Below are 15,424 nucleotides of genomic sequence, written 5' to 3'. Positions count from 1 at the left end.
TGATCACGCCGGGATCGTCGCTGGCCTGAGAACCGGGACAAACCGTTCTCGACCGGCCCTGACATATTGCCCAACAGGTCCGGTCTCACGCGCAAGGCGCGCGAAGAGCAACTGGATGAGGGCACGCAGCTCAGGCGAAGGTGTGCTACCGCATGATGCGCGAAGTGTCCGCTCGTAGCAGGAGTAATCCTCGATCGCGCCAGCAACATCGTCTTGGGCGATGTCGCCCTGAATGAGCGCCTTGTAGATTCTCACAGAGTCGGGGTAAAAATCGAGCGCCCGCAAATAGATAGTCCGGGCTTTCCCAGGATCGTTGCGAGCCTCGCAGTGCTTGCCGATGCGGATCGCGAGTTCGATCACGTCGCGGCGCACGCGTTCAGCGGCCGGCAAGCACCAGGCGGCAATACGCTCGTGCAGAAAGAGAGGCCCCGGGAACAGGAGGAAGAGCCGCTCCAGCTCCGGTTCAGTCACGGCATTCGAGGCCAGAGCCCGTTTGAGGCGCGCCTCCCAATCGGCCAAATCCACCCAAACCCTGTCTGCGGCGAGGCGCAGCTTGCCCTCCCTCTGAATCACCAGGTCCGTCTGGCCGAGCAATTTGCGCAGACGGTGGAGCGCCTGATCGCAGGCAGCCTTCGCCTGGTCGCCGTCAAGGTCGGGCCAGAGCCAGTCCTGCAGGCCTTCGAGCGGGCAGACTTGGCCCTGGGAGATGGCCAAGGCACGAAGAATGTCGAGGGCCCGCGTCGGTGGCTTGGCGCCAAGGTCCAGTGCCGAACCGTCACGTTCAAGCCGGAACCCGCCGAGAACATACACCTTGATCGGCCAAGACAAGCTTGCCGGACGCCGCAGGGACGCAGCCAGCTGGTGGTTGCGGGTCATGGACCGGCAAAACTCGAACTGAGCATTCATCTGCTATCTCCCCACTGGCGTGCCGGATTCGCGAGCGTTCCAATCCGGACGCAGCACGATCGTCTGGGTCGGCGAGACATGCCGGATCCTCGGGTGTTGCGGCGGTTCCGGTAGCCAAAAGTGACGGTTGGCCACAACACGATGATGTTTACGAGTTCATCCACGGCATCGCTCCTCACCAAGGGATCGGGAGAACATCGGGTTCGCCTCCAGATCGGGATATGCACCGATTTGAACCGGGTCGTCGTAAGTTGCTCGTGAGCAGCACGTGATTGGCAGTCGACGCGCGGCAGACGGCTGCGAGCGGGGGAATCACGCTGCCTTCACGCGTGGCGCAGACAAAGGTGGTCTCGACCCTGGGATAACGGACGATGAACGATCCGAGATTTTTTCTCTTTGATTTGCCAAGGTCGGGACGACCTGCACCATTCAGAATTCCGGAGGAATATTATCCCGGCGTACGGGATCACTGGTATAATGCGACGTCCCGTCGAGCGGTCGATCCGATCGAAGGAATCAGGGCGCTGGTCATCCACGCGGCGGCAGGGCTAAGTTCGGCGGGCGCCATGTCCGTCATGAAAGCGCACAGGGCCAGTTGGCATTGGCTGATTCCTGGCACGGACGAAGAGCCGCATGGCAAGTTCGCATGGGCCTGTGTGCCGGAGGCAAGCGCCGCCCTCCACGTGCGAGACCATCGGTCGTATCCTGCGGTGAACGCTGGCCAGGCCAAAGTCGATGACTGGAGCCTCGCAATCCAGATAGTCAATTCGCGGAGCCGCGATGTCGTGGAGCCATTCTCGGACTGGCAGGTGGAGATTGCCGCTGAAATCGTGCGCTACTGTTGGGCGAAGTACCCAAATTTGAAACACATCGCATCGCATGCCTTGCTGGACCCTGATCGATGCAGCGATCCAGGTGCCCACTTTCCGTGGAAACGGTTCCGCGATCTCGTGCTCGACGGTGCCGGCGACACCTACCCAGCTCTGCGTACCCCCGCTGGGGTGCCGATGGAATTGCTGCCCGCCCTGCACGATGTCGCCACCTGCTGCGCGGGCTGGGATTTGCTGCCTGTGGACGACTAATCGGGCCGCACCGCCCACCGATCGCCCGTGTTGCGCATTAGACCTGCACGCGCGAAGATGCCACATCGTCTGTCGAGGCAAGCAGCCGGTTATCCGGCGCCCGGTTGGCCGATATGGTTGGCAAGCCTGCAACGGGCATTCTGCTGGGGCGCTCAGCGATGGAGGGCACGTGGCCACGGTTGCTTCGGGTTCGCTTGAAACTCCACACGAGCTCGATCCGATATCACGAGAAAATCGGATAGCGATCGCGCGGTTGGCGACGAAGCTTCGTCTTATTACTCGACTGCCTCATCCGGACGCACCTGGTGCCGCGATATATGTGGCGCAAGCGCATCCCCATGAACACGGCGAGGAGTTCCGCGACTTTCAGCCTGTCGGAGTCGCGGGCTGCGATTGGCGTTCCGAGCGGGCATTCGAAGCCTGCATCGGCGAAGCAGCCGAATATCTTTCCCAGCTCGAGTACCCGGAGGACCGAAATCCTGGGGCCGAAACGGCCGGTCGGCGCATTGATGCCTTCGATCACTATCTTGCCGGCGTCACCGAAACCGGAGGCGAGCGCCTGTGGCTAGCCGGGCATCAGGTCGGCTCATCGGAACCGGTGGCTTTGCCGGGCGAACTTTGCGTCCGCCGCGCAAGCGGCAATGGTGTTTTGCCGTACAGGCTCGGTAACGGCGTCGCGGCGGGAAGAACCCTTATAGAGGCGGCAAACCGTGCAATATGGGAACTAGTCGAGCGCGATGCCGTCGCGAGATGGTGGCACGGCGACCAGGTGGCGCATGCGATTGGCGAAGATGTATTGCGGGATAGCGGACTCCCGGACCTGCTCTCCCGATACCGGTCGGGAAAGACGACCCGGACGTGTGGCTGGGTCGATATCCGCGCAGCTGTTGACATTCCGGTCATCGCTGCCTTTTCGTTTTCTCGTGACGGGAGCGATTTCGCTTGCGGTTTCGCAGCACGGCCAAACATGGCCGATGCTGTCCACGCCGCAACGAAAGAGATGGTGCAGATGGAAATCGGACATCATCTGGTACGAGCCAAGCAACAGGTGCACGGTTTCGAGAAGCTCAATCAGGATGACCTCGCCTATATTGCGCGAAGCCAGCGGGTCACCCCCGATCATCCAAAGCTTAAAGCTGCTCCCGTCGGCTCGAAGAGTTCGTCCTTAGAAGGCAGCGACGAATTACTCCTCCTCGACTATACGCGCCAGGCACTCCTCCGTGCTGACTGTACGGCCTTTATCGTGGACCTGACGCGCGATCGCATTGGCATTCCGGTCGCCCGCGCTCTTGCCACAGGCCTGCAGCAGATTCCCCCAGGCGACGTGTTGCAATTCGACTCCGTGGGTAGGTGCATCAACTTCAACATTCCGGTACTGTAAGGCGTTTGCTGTAATCAGAGTCCCATGGACCAATATAGCCGGGCAGCATCGCGGAGCAGTGAAACGCCAAGCTTCCGTATTGAGACGCTTGGCATCTTCCGTATGTCTCATGGCGCCGTGAATTGCACCTTCAAGAGCCGTAAGGCACAGGCGCTCTTTGCCTACCTCGCATTTTGCAAGAACATGATTGAAAGCCGGGAGCGCCTCGCCGGCCTTTTGTGGGGCGAAAACAGTGAGGAAGCCGCGCGCACCTCCCTGCGTCAGCTAATCAGTGGGATAAAGAAGGACACGAAGCAGTTTCCAATACAGATATTCGACTGCGATCGGAACAATGTTTGGTTGCAGCCGATCCATGTATCAAGCGACGCGGCGACCCACATCGCCGATCTCGAACAGAATATCGTGCCCGAAGTGATGATCACGCAGAAGCGGCTGTTCGGGGGCTTTCTCGTCAATTTGAGGGACATTGATCCCAGCTTCGATATGTGGCTCTCGGTCCAGCGCGAATATCTCCACGACAGGGCCGTTAAGCTCCTCCAGGACCAGGCCCGGCGCGAGCAGAACGATGCCAAGCGGGAGAGGTTCGCCACCGCCATCCACAATCTGGACCCGACGCATGAGGAAGCCTGCCGTATCCTCATGCAGTGCCGTGCCTCACGTGGCGACACGGCGGGAGCGCTTCGCATCTACAACGACCTGTGGGAATTGCTCGGCACCGACTATGACATGGAGCCGTCACCGCAAACCCAGGCGCTGGTTGCGGAGATAAAGACGGCGGAACCTCTTCCCGCGCCTCCCAGCCACGTCCCGCAACTCGCCCCCGCTGTTCCGGCAGCAGCGCAGCTGTTCGACGGTGTAGGAATCGCCGCTCAGGCGCGCGCTGAACCCCCACTGATCCTGGTTCATCCATTCTTGCACGAGGCGGTTCATGCCATCCGTATCAATGGCTTCCGCCACGAATTGATCGCAGCCATGACACGGTTCCGGGACTGGTCGGTGAGGGAGCATTCGGCCTCCGACGATGCTCTCCCGCCAAGCGGCCGCAAGGTCTATGACTTGCTTGCCACTGCAACCGGCGAGGACGGTGAATTGCACATCGCCGTGCTGCTGCGTCGCAGGTCTGACGGCCACTACATGTGGAGCGAGAACTCGGAGATCGAGATCGGCAACTGGCATCGCGCCAGACTGCAGATCGTCCGGCACCTGGCCGCAGCGCTCGATGTTCAGATCTCGGCAGAGCGTTTGAGCACGACGGCGGGCCTCGCCGATATGGATCTCGACATCTACGACCGCTGGCTACGTGGTAATGAGCTTCTTTCGCGGTGGCGTCCGGCCGACGAGAGCCGGTCCGAGGGGATATTCCGGTCGATCATACGGAATGCTCCCGATTTCGCGCCCGCTCATGCCAGTCTGGCGCAGATCCTCAACAGCAGACATCTCATCTTCCCCGGCCTCATGCGGGATAGAAAGCGGGAACAGGAGGCCCTCAAACTTGCAAACATGGCTTCCAAGCTCGCGCCGATGGATAGCCGGACCAAGCTCACTCTGGCCTGGTCCTATCTTATGAACGAAAAGTACGAGCAAGCGATCTATTGCTATGGGCTGACGCTCAAAATGAACGACAACGATCCTTGGACGCTGATCTCATGTGCGCAGGGCCTTGCCTATTGCGGCGAGAAGGCGCTCGCAGACGAGATCGCACAAAGGGCGCTGCGGGTAGGATATGGCGCCGAACCCGTTCATTGGGCCTACCACGCCTGTATTCGCTTTCTCTTCGGCAACAGCGAGGGCGCGGTGGAAGCAGCCGATCTTGCCGAGGATGCGACCTTCTTTGTCGGCGGCTTGAAAGCGGCGGCGCTGGCCGAGCTTGGCTTGAAAGAGGCGGCTCTTGAAGAGGCGGCAGCGTTCTTCCGCCGTACCGCGGACAACTGGCATGGCGACGGTCCTGCTTCGCCGAAAGCCACGCTCGAATGGTTCTGGCAATGCCTCCCGATCCGTCTGATGGCGGACCGGGAGAGGCTACATTCAGGAATTCTGGCGACCGGGTTGCTCGACCTGGCTGGTTAGCGTTCCACCCACCGTTTTTCGCTCACCGGCAGCCACGCATCGTATAGTCGGCAACCCGCGCATAGAAAAAGCGCAACTGAGTGATCACGCGCTTGTCCTCGTCGCGTCCGCCCGGCTCGAAATCCTTGTAAAGCGCCGGAAGCGGATAGACGTCGTCTTCAACATTAGCTTTGACGATCTGCTCCGACTCCGTTACCTGGCCCTTCGGTGGCAACCGCAGGAGAAACTCGTAGTTACCTTCGATATGGTCGTCGCCCCGTACCACCGTGAGCGTCTTGAAGACGTCCGGTATCGTCAGGAGGTCCTTAAACGCCTCCCGCAACTCATCGATGGTTGTGGGCCAAGAGTCTCTGTCTTGCTGCGCCCATTCGACCAACTTCTTCCCGACAGCCTCGTAATCCTTGAAGATGGCACCTGTCTCGTCGCCATGTCTACCGAACTGAATCGGCGGGTATTTTCGATCTGGTGAACCGATATCTGGTCCCGGCATGCTTCCCTCCTTTGGTAGCGTCTTCACGCACGGGCAGTAGACCGCTAACGTCAAATACCCGCAAGGGCGATTAACTCACATCGTCAGCGTGAAAGCTTCGTGAAAATTTCACGTGACACCGCCAGAAGACAAAATCGGCTTCACGTTTTAACATATCTCCTTTCCGCTAATCGGGGCTCAAGACGGTATTAAGCTTTTTGAGGGGATGGTCGGCATGAACGATATTGGTCGTCTGGGTTTTGCTTGGAGACGACTTTCTCGCCAACTGTGGTCAGTCCGGCTCGCGCCGGTTCGTGGAGTGCTGGTCGGGCTTGCGGTGTTGTTGTCTTCCGCAGGTGCGCCCGATGCCGGCGAAGGTAAGGCGCCGCTTCAAGACCATCCGGAGCGGCGTGGCTTGGGTGTCAAGTTGGCGGGAAAAAGCTCGACGAATACTGAAGCGACACCTGGGCGCGACGCTGGCGCCGCTCCCACCATCGAGTGGGGACGGTCGCTTTTCGTGCGAAAGGCGGCCCTTCTGAACAAAATTTCCTTCACCGCCGTGATGGACCAACTCGTGGCGTCGAGCGGGGGCAAGATCGCCGACCGAAACGAGCTGTTCCGGAACTGGTGGAAAACGGCTGCTGGCGACGAATGCGAAGAACTGCGGCCGAAGCAGCCGAATGGTGGCCCGCCGTTTTCCTACGACTGTTCGCGAGCCGAAGGGATGCTCAAGGACAAGGATCCCTACAAGGAGTTCGGCGTTGGCAAAACTCCATTCATCATCATTGCCGCCGTGAATCGGGTCGATCTGCTGCGTGATTCGCTTGGCGGCGATTGCGGCGAGTTTCGCATCATAGCGGGAAAGCATCCGGATTGGGAAAATCCGGCTGCTCCCGATCGAATCCACGGCGAGATGCTGATCGCCTTCGAGGCAGTCATGCCCAATGGGGGGAAGCCGGAGCGCTGCATGGCAATCCAGAAGTTCTGGCTATCCCTTTCGGAAAAGCGGTTCTCGGACGAGGAAGTCGCGATTTGGCTGCGCAGGTTTTTCCTGGAGGGAATAACGCTCGCGGAGGACGGCAGCGTTGTTGACGGCGATGCGGTCGGTCCGACGACGTTTCAGCTGCCTCCGGCCATGCATGTCGACCATCTCGGCGCGTCGGAATCAAGCACCGGTCAGATCCGGACGAACTCGAAGCTACATGGGGGACAATGGGGGCTCCGTGAGTACCGTTTCGACAAGCCTTCGATGCGCCTGCTTCCCACGCGTACAACAGGTTCCCCTGAGCCCACTCTTTTTTCCAAAAATTCCCCGGACCCCGAAGCAACGAACAAGCTCGTTGAGCTAGTGGCAAAGTCTATTCGCACCGATGGTTCTGCGCCTGGTCCTCTGCTTGATTCCAACATTAACAGCTTCCATTTGTTGCCAAGCCTGCCCGAGCACCTGCTCGCGGCGGAAATGAACGCTGAAGATCGTTCACTCGGCGACTACGCGAAAATACTCGACGCTGAAGGACATCCCGACCTCATTGGTGAGATCGAAGGTGGTGCTACGAGAACTCTGACAGCGGAACAAATCCGAAAGCGGATTCAGTCCCTCTCCTGCGCGGGTTGCCATCAGTTTTCCAGAACGGGCAACGGCGGCTTCACCGACGACTTCAAACGCGAGGTCTGTTGGCAAATTTCCTTCGAGAACAAACACGTCACCACCGAATCAACGGATGGTGAGTACGAAATATCGGATGCTTTGAAGTTCGTCTTTCTACCGCATCGGGAATTTGTAATGCGGAAGTACCTGGCGGGAAAATATATAAAAGGAGTGTACTGGCCGGGAAACGATCCGAAGAAGGAAGACATGAGCAACGATGCGCAAGCAGCCTCGATCGGTCTGCCCCACTGCTAGAAAACCATCTGCTATCACGCGGAATGAATCCCGTTGGATATCTGTGCGGCTCCCCACGCATCGCGTAAGAAGCTTCGCAAAAGACTCTACTCGGTCGATCCGGTGTCCGGCAGTTCCATGTCGGTGACGACGTTCTCGCCATTCGTCACGTCATACGCGAGGACGATGTCCATGCCCGGTTTCAGCGCATCGAGATCGGTTTCGGCGTTCAGCTTGTAGGACTTGCCGTCGTCCAGCGTCAGCGTCAGCGCGTCCTTGTCGACCTTCTTGATCAGGCCTTCGGTCTGGCCGGCGAAGGCGGCGGTGGAAATCAACAGCGTGGCGGCAACAGCGCCAATCAGGATACGCATCATCGTCCTCTTTAATCATTGCCGGTACAGCGGCTCGGTCCAACGGAACGGAACTGAGCAGAAACCAATCGAATGTGTCAAAACTAAATCCGCCGGATCACAGTTTGACCACTGTGGAAAACGCCAATAGAAGGCAAGCTGCAGCGCCGCGTCCTCCTGGGCGCGCAACGAACGCTGTAGCACTTTTGATTTTTTTTGCGCATGATCCTTTCCGAAAATCGCGCCGATTTTCGAGGTCATGCGCTAGGCCGGCTCCGACGCCGGCAGGGCTGGTTCCATGTCGCACAACACGTTCGGCCATCTCTTCCGCGTCACCACCTGGGGCGAAAGCCACGGGCCGGCGCTGGGCTGCGTCGTCGATGGCTGTCCGCCCGGCATCCGCTTCACTCGCGACGAGATCCAGGCCGAACTTGACAAGCGTCGCCCCGGCCAGTCACGTTTTGTGACCCAGCGTCGCGAACCTGACGAGGTCAAGGTCCTGTCCGGCTTTATTGTCGATGAGGACGGGGAGACGATGATCACCACCGGCACGCCGGTGTCGATGCTGATCGAGAATGTCGACCAGCGCTCCAAGGACTATGGCGACATCGCCCGCCAGTTCCGGCCGGGCCATGCCGACTACACTTACGAGGTCAAATACGGCCTGCGCGATTACCGCGGCGGCGGTCGCTCCTCGGCGCGTGAGACTGCGGCGCGAGTGGCGGCCGGGGCGCTTGCCCGCAAAATCGTGCCAGGCATGGTGGTGCGCGGCGCGCTAGTGTCGATGGGCGAAAGATCGATCGATCGCGCCAACTGGAACTGGAATTTCGTCGGTGACGCCGAAAACCCGTTCTTCACTCCCGATCCGGCGTCGGTCGCCGTCTTCACCAAATATCTGGACGGTATCCGCAAGGCGGGCTCCTCGGTCGGTGCGGTCATCGAGATCGTCGCCGACGGCGTGCCGGCGGGGCTTGGCGCGCCGATCTATGCCAAGCTCGACCAGGACATCGCCTCCGGCCTGATGTCTATCAACGCCGTCAAGGGCGTCGAGATCGGCAACGGTTTCGAGGCCGCCCGCATCACCGGCGAGGAGAATGCCGACGAGATGCGCATGGGCAATGACGGCAAACCGGTCTTCCTGTCCAACAATGCCGGTGGCATCCTCGGTGGCATCTCGACCGGCCAGGCGATCGTCGCGCGTTTCGCCGTCAAGCCGACCTCGTCGATCCTGACGCCGCGAAAGTCGATCGACAAGGACGGCAACGACGTCGAGATCATGACCAAGGGCCGGCACGATCCATGCGTCGGCATCCGCGCCGTGCCGATCGGCGAGGCGATGGTTGCCTGCGCCATTGCCGATCATTATCTGCGGCATCGGGGACAGACAGGGAGGGGAGTAGGGGAGTAGGGGAGTATGTTGGTGCACGCCAAGCAGCCAATTTTTTCCTTTTCCCTACTGCCGTACTGCCCTATTCCCCTACTCCCCTGCGAGTGAAACGAGCGCTTATGCCTTACGACCAGAAGAAGATCGTTGAAGCCCTGCGCGCCTTCGAGCGCGGCGAGATCGTCGTCGTCATGGACGATGACGGGCGCGAGAACGAGGGCGACCTGATCGTCGCCGCCGTCCATTGCACGCCGGAAAAGATGGCGTTCATCGTCCGCAACACGTCAGGCATCGTCTGCACGCCGATGCCGCGCGAGGAAGCCAAGCGGCTCAACCTGTCGCCGATGGTGGCCGACAATGATTCTGCCCACACCACTGCCTTTACCGTCAGCGTCGACTTCAAGCACGGCACCACGACTGGCATTTCGGCGGACGACCGCACGCTGACGGTGCGCAATCTCGCCAATGGCAATGTCGGCGCGTCCGATTTCGTGCGCCCCGGCCACATCTTTCCGCTGATCGCGCGCGAGGGCGGCGTACTGATGCGTTCGGGCCATACCGAAGCCGCTGTCGACCTTTGCAAGCTCGCCGGCCTGCCGCCGGTCGGCGTCATTTCCGAGCTGGTCAACGATGACGGCACCGTGATGCGCGGCCCGCAGGTGCAGGCCTTCGCCGAAAAGCACGGGTTGAAGCAGATCTCGGTTGCCGACCTCATCGCCTACCGGCAACGCAAGGAAACGCTGGTCGAACGCGTCGCCTGTTCCGACATCGAGACGCCCGGCGGCAAGGCGCAGGTCTTTACCTATACGCTGCCCTGGGATTCCATGCATCACGTGGCGGTCGTCTTCGGCGATATCCGCGACGGCGTCGAGGTGCCGGTGCGCCTTCATTCCGAGGACGTGGTGAGTGACGTCTTCGGCACCAGCCACAGGCTGGACGCCATCATGAAGGCGATGGGTGAGCGCAAGCGCGGCGTCATCGTCTATCTGCGCGAAGGGTCGGTCGGCGTCGCCCATCAGGAGCGCAAGCGGCCGGCTGCCGGCGACCGCGAGGACCATGAAGAGGCGCGCCGGCGCGAGAACGAATGGCGCGAGATCGGCCTCGGCGCGCAAATCCTCAAGGATCTCGGCATTTCCTCGATCAATCTAATCGCCTCGCGCGAGCGCCATTATGTCGGCCTCGAAGGTTTTGGCATCCACATCGCCAAGACCGAGATTCTTTGACCGTTCTCACGATGCTGGTATGCGTCCGGCCCCCGCCTCGGGCCGGACGCACCGGAAGCTATTCCGCAGCGACCGCAGCAGCGTCGCAGGCTGCAATGTCGCAATCCGGCGCGGCAAGGCTGCGCTGGCCGGCAAGCACGATGACCAATGCGATTGTGCCCGACGCCACCGATACCCAGAACCCGTTCTGCGCGCCGAAAGCGTCCACCACCCAGCCGGCGGCGAATGAGCCGAGCGCCATGCCGATGCCAATGCCGGTCATCACCCAGGTCACGCCTTCGGTCAGCACCGCCTCGGGCACGCGCCGCTCGATCAGACCGAATGCCGTGATGAAGGTCGGCGAGATCGCCACGCCGCTGACGAAGACGGCCAGTGCCAGCAGCGGCACGGTGTCGGCGACGAGCAGCGGCAGCGTGGTAAGCGCAATGATGGCGATTGCGATGGCAAGTTGAATTTGCAGCGGCACTTTCAGGTTCAGGGCGCCGATAATGATGCCGACGACGAACGATCCGAGCGCGTAGACGCCGATAACGAAGCTGGCGGCGCCCGGCTGGCCAAGCTCCTTGGTGATCGCCACTGTGCTCACCTCCGTGGTTGCAAAGGTCGCGCCAATGAAGATCAGCGCCAAGGTGAGGATCTGGACAGGCCGCAGGCGGATTGCCGAACCGCCCGAACCATGTTCCACCGGTCTGGCTCGCGGTTCGGTCGAACGCTGCAGGATGAAAGCCGTCGAACCGAGGGCGAGGAACAATGTGCTCGCGAGCACTCCCGCTTCCGGGAAAAGCGCGACGCTCAGCCCCACCGACAGCGATGCCCCGGCGATGTAGACCAGTTCGTCCGCCGCCGATTCAAAGGCGAACGCGGTGTTCAGCTCGGGACGGTTGCGGAAGATCTCAGTCCAGCGCGCGCGCACCATTGCCGGGATGCTGGGCATGACAGCAGCCAGCAGCGATGACACGAACAGCGTCCATATCGGCCAATGCTGATTGGCCGCCGCAATCAGGATCGCGAAAGCGAGCGTGGAAATCACGGTGGTCGGCACCACAATCCGCGTCTGGCCGAGGCGATCCACCAGTCGCGATACCTGTGGCGCGACGAAAGCGTTGGCAAGCGCATATGTCGCGGAGACAGCGCCGGCCAGCCAGTATTCGCCATCAGTCTGTGACAGCATCGCAACGATCCCGATCGGAGCCATGGCCATCGGCAGCCGGGCAACGAACCCGGCTGCGGCGAAGCCTATGGCGCCAGGCGCGCGAAAGATCTGGGTATAGGGATTTTGCATGGTCTGGCTCCTCGACAACGGACGGTTCGACGATTACATACGTAACGTATGAGTTTAAATAGATCATACGCCGCGTATGTCAATTGGCATACGAAGCGTATGTTAATAGGGCCACAGCATGCACAGACCACGCAAGGAGATGATTGCCGAGACCCGCGCCAAGCTGATTGCCGCGGCACGCCAGGCCTTCGGGACGCTCGGCTATGCCGAAGCCTCGATGGATGATTTCACGGCATCGGCCGGGCTGACGCGCGGTGCGCTCTATCATCACTTCGGCGACAAGAAGGGCCTTCTCCAGGCGGTCATCGCCGAGATCGACGCCGAAATGTCGGCCCGGCTGAAGGTCGTTTCGGCCAAGCCGGACAATCTCTGGCAGGGCTTTGTCGACGAATGCACCGCCTATATTGAGATGGCGCTGGAGCCGGAGATCCAGCGTATTGTGCTTCGCGACGGCCCGGCGGTGCTCGGCGATCCATCGCAATGGCCAAGCCAGAGCACATGCATCCGCTCGATGACGGAGAGCCTGCAAAGACTGAGCGACGAGGGGACCATTCTTGCCATCGATCCCGAAGCCGCGGCAAGGCTGGTCAGCGGCGCCTCGTTGCATGCGGCGCAGTGGATCGCAAATTCGAACGATCCCGAAGCGACGTCGAAGAAGGCAGTGAAGGCGTTCAAGGTTCTTCTGGAAGGGCTGCTCAATCTCACCGGCAGGCTGCACCAGCCTGATCGACTATCGTCGATGCACCCCGAGATTGACCAGTCACCGGCCTGAGGTTGTTCTTTCCAGCAATCTGGCGGCTCGCGCTGGAACCAGCCGGCCCCGCCCGCTTAAACCCTGTTGAACATCACACCAGCGAGACGCTAAAACATGGCCAAAGCGTCGAGGCGCGCCTATATCGGGGCATGGTCACGAGACTTTACACCCATCCGATTTTCCTCGAGCACATAACCCCGCCCGGTCACCCGGAGCGGCCGGACCGTTTGCGCGCCATAGAGCGTGTGCTTGACGACGAGGCCTTCGCGGCGCTCGATCGCGTCCAGGCGCCGGAAGGCGACGAGGCAACCATCCTTTACGCGCATCCGCCCGAATTCGTCGAACGTGTCCGCACAGCGATACCGGACACCGGCATCGCCCGTATCGACGCCGATACCACCGCCAGCCCAAAGAGCTGGCAGGCGGCCGTGACTGCGATCGGGGCTGCCAACGCTGCTGTTGACGACGTCTTCACCGGCCGTGCCGACAATGTCTTCGTCGCCGCACGGCCGCCTGGCCATCATGCCGAAAAGACCACCTCCATGGGTTTTTGCCTGTTCAACACCGCGGCGATCGCGGCACGCTACGCGCAGAAGAACCATGGCGCCGACCGCGTTGCCGTCGTCGACTGGGATGTGCATCATGGCAACGGCACGCAGGACATCTTCTGGGACGATCCGTCCGTGCTCTATTGCTCGACGCACCAGATGCCGCTTTACCCCGGCACCGGGGCCGTGAGCGAAACCGGCGCCGGCAACATCGTCAACGCGCCGCTGGCGCCGCAGAGCGGCAGCGATGTTTTCCGCGACGCCTTTCTGTCGCGCATCCTGCCGGCGCTCGACAATTTTGTGCCCGATCTTATCATCATCTCCGCCGGTTTCGACGCCCACCACCGCGATCCGCTGGCCGAGATCAACCTGACCGAGGATGATTTCGACTGGGCGACCGGTCAGTTGCTCGAACGCGCCGGGCGCCTTAGCGGCAATCGGGTCGTCAGCCTGCTCGAGGGCGGCTACGATCTGCAGGGATTGGCATTTTCAGTCGCCGCCCATGTCGGGCGGCTGATGAAGGGATAGACGATGGCTGGTGAGATCAACGAGGACGTCAAGGCGATGAGCTTCGAGCAGGCGCTCGACGCGCTAGAGAGGATCGTCGACGATCTGGAGCGCGGCGACGTGCCGCTCGACCAGTCGATCCGCATCTACGAGCGCGGCGAGGCGCTGAAGGCCCATTGCGACCGGCTGTTGAAGGCGGCCGAGGACAAGGTCGAGAAAATCAGGCTGTCGCGTGACGGCAAGCCGGTGGGGACAGAGCCGTTGGACGCGGATTGAGGCGGCCTCGAACGACGATTGTGCTTGCCGGCTTTGGACATCACCATGATTGAGGATAAAACTCATCCCGTTTGAAACGGCTCCAGGACGAGAGGAGATTGCGAACGATGTGCAGAAACATCAAAACCCTGTTCAATTTCGATCCGCCGGCAACCAATGACGAGGTCTGCGATGCCGCACTTCAGTTTGTCCGCAAGCTGAGCGGAACGACGCGACCGTCAAAACAGAACCAGCATGCGTTCGACCATGCCGTCGAGGCCATTGCCGCCTCGGCGCGCGAATTGCTCGACAGCCTCGAGACGACGCAGCATCCGCGCAATCGCGAAGAGGTGGCGGCCAAGGCGAAGGCCAAATCTGCACTTCGCTTCGCCTGAGGGGACCGCGTGAGCTTCTTTCCCGGAAACGATCCGCAGATGGGCGATGCCTTCGCCAGCGATCAGATCGAGCTGATGGTCATTCCGAACGCCAAGGATATTGGCGGATTTCAGGTTCGCCGCGCCTTGCCGACGGCCAGGCGCCGGCTGGTCGGACCTTTCATCTTCTTCGATCGTATGGGTCCGGCAGTTCTTCGGGCCGGCCAGGCGCTCGACGTCCGTCCACATCCGCATATCGGACTGTCGACGGTGACTTACCTGTTCGACGGCAAGATCAGGCACCGTGATTCGCTCGGCACCGAGATGGTGATCCAGCCCGGCGACGTGAATCTGATGACCGCCGGCCGCGGCATCGTCCATTCGGAGCGCACGCCAGAAGAACTGCGCGGCGCGCCGATGTCGGTTTCCGGCCTGCAGACATGGTTGGCGCTGCCGGACGGCAAGGAGGAGGTCGCGCCGATCTTCGAAAACACCGCGGCGCTGCGCCTGCCCGAAATCGATGCCGAGGGGGTCAGCGGCCATATCGTCATCGGTGCGTTTTCCGGAATGCGCTCCCCGGTTGCGACCGCTTCGGACACACTGTACGCCGATCTCAGGCTGGCGCCGGGTGCCAGCGTGAAGATCCCGGCCGATGCCGAGGAGCGCGCCATCTATACGCTGGAAGGCGAGGTTTCGATATCCGGTGACCGCTTCCCGGCCGAGCGGCTGCTGGTTTTCCGGCCCGGCGATGAGATCGTTGTTTTATCGGAGAGCGGCGCCCATTTCATGCTGTTTGGCGGCGCTTCGCTCGGTTCGAAACGTTATATCTGGTGGAATTTCGTATCGTCCTCAAAGGAACGCATCGAACAGGCGAAAGAAGAATGGAAGACGGGCCGCTTCGATATCGTTCCCGGAGACGAGCAAGAGTTCATCCCGCTGCCCGAAAGCTGATGCGCGTTA

The 15,424-nt window shown here is 61.0% G+C and carries 16 protein-coding genes; 11 read left to right on the top strand and 5 right to left on the bottom strand.

All coding sequences use genetic code 11. The annotated features are described in order from the left end of the window. Positions 1–3: 3 nt before the first annotated feature. Complete coding sequence (locus tag NKH89_RS05195) at positions 4–906, bottom strand: AfsR/SARP family transcriptional regulator (protein ID WP_023716895.1); 903 nt, start codon at positions 904–906, stop codon at positions 4–6. A 371-nt stretch (positions 907–1,277) separates the two neighbouring features. On the opposite strand from NKH89_RS05195, the gene NKH89_RS05190 reads away from it, so the two are divergent. From NKH89_RS05190 to NKH89_RS05180, 3 genes are all read left to right on the top strand, one after another. Further along, positions 1,278–1,988, top strand: a complete 711-nt coding sequence (locus NKH89_RS05190) for an N-acetylmuramoyl-L-alanine amidase (RefSeq protein ID WP_023716896.1) — start codon at positions 1,278–1,280, stop codon at positions 1,986–1,988. Positions 1,989–2,157: 169 nt separating this feature from the next. Then, positions 2,158–3,369 (top strand): YcaO-like family protein, encoded by a 1,212-nt coding sequence (locus NKH89_RS05185; RefSeq protein ID WP_198030448.1) that lies wholly within the window; start codon positions 2,158–2,160, stop codon positions 3,367–3,369. A 24-nt stretch (positions 3,370–3,393) separates the two neighbouring features. Beyond that, positions 3,394–5,436, top strand: coding sequence for an AfsR/SARP family transcriptional regulator (locus NKH89_RS05180; RefSeq protein WP_084642385.1), 2,043 nt, complete (start codon positions 3,394–3,396; stop codon positions 5,434–5,436). Positions 5,437–5,458: 22 nt separating this feature from the next. Here NKH89_RS05180 and NKH89_RS05175 read toward each other — a convergent pair whose 3' ends face one another. After that, positions 5,459–5,926, bottom strand: a complete 468-nt coding sequence (locus NKH89_RS05175) for a hypothetical protein (RefSeq protein WP_031193363.1) — start codon at positions 5,924–5,926, stop codon at positions 5,459–5,461. A 214-nt stretch (positions 5,927–6,140) separates the two neighbouring features. Between NKH89_RS05175 and NKH89_RS05170 the strand changes: the two genes are divergently transcribed. Beyond that, complete coding sequence (locus NKH89_RS05170) at positions 6,141–7,808, top strand: hypothetical protein (protein WP_156948000.1); 1,668 nt, start codon at positions 6,141–6,143, stop codon at positions 7,806–7,808. Positions 7,809–7,894: 86 nt separating this feature from the next. Here NKH89_RS05170 and NKH89_RS05165 read toward each other — a convergent pair whose 3' ends face one another. Then, positions 7,895–8,158, bottom strand: coding sequence for a DUF1344 domain-containing protein (locus tag NKH89_RS05165; RefSeq protein ID WP_023716902.1), 264 nt, complete (start codon positions 8,156–8,158; stop codon positions 7,895–7,897). Between the two features lie 15 nt (positions 8,159–8,173). Continuing rightward, positions 8,174–8,398 carry a hypothetical protein gene (locus NKH89_RS05160; protein ID WP_352494383.1) on the bottom strand — a complete coding sequence of 75 codons (225 nt, stop codon included), beginning with the start codon at positions 8,396–8,398 and terminating at the stop codon, positions 8,174–8,176. A gap of 37 nt (positions 8,399–8,435) precedes the next feature. Here NKH89_RS05160 and aroC point away from each other — a divergent pair, with 37 nt between their 5' ends. Both aroC and ribB read left to right on the top strand, forming a co-directional pair. Then, the gene (gene aroC / locus NKH89_RS05155) at positions 8,436–9,545 is read left to right on the top strand and encodes a chorismate synthase (protein WP_352483721.1); all 1,110 of its coding nucleotides are present in this window, start codon (positions 8,436–8,438) and stop codon (positions 9,543–9,545) included. Between the two features lie 98 nt (positions 9,546–9,643). Continuing rightward, the gene (gene ribB / locus NKH89_RS05150; protein WP_023716904.1) at positions 9,644–10,744 is read left to right on the top strand and encodes a 3,4-dihydroxy-2-butanone-4-phosphate synthase; all 1,101 of its coding nucleotides are present in this window, start codon (positions 9,644–9,646) and stop codon (positions 10,742–10,744) included. Positions 10,745–10,802: 58 nt separating this feature from the next. On the opposite strand, the gene NKH89_RS05145 is transcribed toward ribB, so the two are convergent. Next, on the bottom strand, positions 10,803–12,026 hold the full coding sequence (locus tag NKH89_RS05145; protein ID WP_352483719.1) for an MFS transporter: 1,224 nt from the start codon (positions 12,024–12,026) through the stop codon (positions 10,803–10,805). Between the two features lie 118 nt (positions 12,027–12,144). Here NKH89_RS05145 and NKH89_RS05140 point away from each other — a divergent pair, with 118 nt between their 5' ends. From NKH89_RS05140 to NKH89_RS05120, 5 genes are all read left to right on the top strand, one after another. Next, positions 12,145–12,798 (top strand): TetR/AcrR family transcriptional regulator, encoded by a 654-nt coding sequence (locus NKH89_RS05140; protein ID WP_352483718.1) that lies wholly within the window; start codon positions 12,145–12,147, stop codon positions 12,796–12,798. Between the two features lie 131 nt (positions 12,799–12,929). Further along, positions 12,930–13,856, top strand: a complete 927-nt coding sequence (locus tag NKH89_RS05135; RefSeq protein ID WP_352483717.1) for a histone deacetylase family protein — start codon at positions 12,930–12,932, stop codon at positions 13,854–13,856. Positions 13,857–13,859: 3 nt separating this feature from the next. Then, a complete protein-coding gene (locus NKH89_RS05130) occupies positions 13,860–14,111 on the top strand; it encodes an exodeoxyribonuclease VII small subunit (RefSeq protein WP_023716907.1) in 252 nt (83 codons plus the stop codon). Positions 14,112–14,218: 107 nt separating this feature from the next. Then, a complete protein-coding gene (locus NKH89_RS05125; protein ID WP_352908463.1) occupies positions 14,219–14,485 on the top strand; it encodes a DUF2277 domain-containing protein in 267 nt (88 codons plus the stop codon). A 9-nt stretch (positions 14,486–14,494) separates the two neighbouring features. Continuing rightward, positions 14,495–15,415, top strand: a complete 921-nt coding sequence (locus NKH89_RS05120; protein WP_352483716.1) for a pirin family protein — start codon at positions 14,495–14,497, stop codon at positions 15,413–15,415. The last annotated feature ends 9 nt before the right edge of the window (positions 15,416–15,424 follow it).

This window comes from Mesorhizobium sp. M0923 (assembly GCF_040319365.1).
In the GTDB taxonomy this organism is placed as follows: Bacteria; Pseudomonadota; Alphaproteobacteria; order Rhizobiales; family Rhizobiaceae; genus Mesorhizobium.
The sequence above is the reverse complement of the archived record's forward strand: the minus strand, read 5'-3'. Positions and strand labels throughout refer to the sequence as shown.

Bases quoted from the DNA above. Each gene is read 5' to 3' on its own strand.
- NKH89_RS05195 (WP_023716895.1), bottom strand. From the start codon at position 906: ATGAATGCTCAGTTCGAGTTTTGCCGGTCCATGACCCGCAACCACCAG.
- NKH89_RS05190 (WP_023716896.1), top strand. From the start codon at position 1,278: ATGAACGATCCGAGATTTTTTCTCTTTGATTTGCCAAGGTCGGGACGA.
- NKH89_RS05180 (WP_084642385.1), top strand. From the start codon at position 3,394: ATGGACCAATATAGCCGGGCAGCATCGCGGAGCAGTGAAACGCCAAGC.
- NKH89_RS05175 (WP_031193363.1), bottom strand. From the start codon at position 5,926: ATGCCGGGACCAGATATCGGTTCACCAGATCGAAAATACCCGCCGATT.
- NKH89_RS05170 (WP_156948000.1), top strand. From the start codon at position 6,141: ATGAACGATATTGGTCGTCTGGGTTTTGCTTGGAGACGACTTTCTCGC.
- NKH89_RS05165 (WP_023716902.1), bottom strand. From the start codon at position 8,158: ATGCGTATCCTGATTGGCGCTGTTGCCGCCACGCTGTTGATTTCCACC.
- NKH89_RS05160 (WP_352494383.1), bottom strand. From the start codon at position 8,398: ATGACCTCGAAAATCGGCGCGATTTTCGGAAAGGATCATGCGCAAAAA.
- aroC (WP_352483721.1), top strand. From the start codon at position 8,436: ATGTCGCACAACACGTTCGGCCATCTCTTCCGCGTCACCACCTGGGGC.
- ribB (WP_023716904.1), top strand. From the start codon at position 9,644: ATGCCTTACGACCAGAAGAAGATCGTTGAAGCCCTGCGCGCCTTCGAG.
- NKH89_RS05145 (WP_352483719.1), bottom strand. From the start codon at position 12,026: ATGCAAAATCCCTATACCCAGATCTTTCGCGCGCCTGGCGCCATAGGC.
- NKH89_RS05140 (WP_352483718.1), top strand. From the start codon at position 12,145: ATGCACAGACCACGCAAGGAGATGATTGCCGAGACCCGCGCCAAGCTG.
- NKH89_RS05135 (WP_352483717.1), top strand. From the start codon at position 12,930: ATGGTCACGAGACTTTACACCCATCCGATTTTCCTCGAGCACATAACC.
- NKH89_RS05130 (WP_023716907.1), top strand. From the start codon at position 13,860: ATGGCTGGTGAGATCAACGAGGACGTCAAGGCGATGAGCTTCGAGCAG.
- NKH89_RS05125 (WP_352908463.1), top strand. From the start codon at position 14,219: ATGTGCAGAAACATCAAAACCCTGTTCAATTTCGATCCGCCGGCAACC.